General features: G+C 36.2%; 1 protein-coding gene. It reads left to right on the top strand.

Translation table 11 applies throughout. The annotated features are described in order from the left end of the window. The coding region (locus Q5Y73_RS24675; protein ID WP_305994576.1) for a hypothetical protein at window positions 1-392 on the top strand (392 nt) is incomplete at both ends.

Genomic DNA, 392 nt, shown 5'->3' with positions numbered 1-392 from the left:
GTGAAATCACAGTAGTTAGCAGAAACGTTATTGAAGTTCAATTTAATCAAGAACTTGAAGAAGTATCCCGTTCTGGATGGACTGTAGAAGGTAACTTTACAGAAACACCAGAAGAAGGCGACGATATCATTGATAATATTGAAGTAGAATACAACAGTGATGGCACATTAGTAAGATTAGTATTAGAATTTGAATTAGCAACTACAAACATCGCTGATAGTGGTCTTGTAGTAGCATTCAAAGATGCTGCACTAAACCCAGATACTTACAATGAGTTTGGTTTAGCTCCAGCAGCATTCTCAACTGAGGTAGTAGCTGATCATGCTCTAGTAACAATTGCTGATAAAGTGAAACCTGAAATTGCAATTGTTGAGAAAAAAGATAGTGATGAC

Source organism: Chengkuizengella axinellae, from assembly GCF_030730905.1.
Classification (GTDB): domain Bacteria; phylum Bacillota; class Bacilli; order Paenibacillales; family KCTC-33759; genus Chengkuizengella; species Chengkuizengella axinellae.
This window is presented reverse-complemented; position numbering and strand designations above follow the sequence as displayed.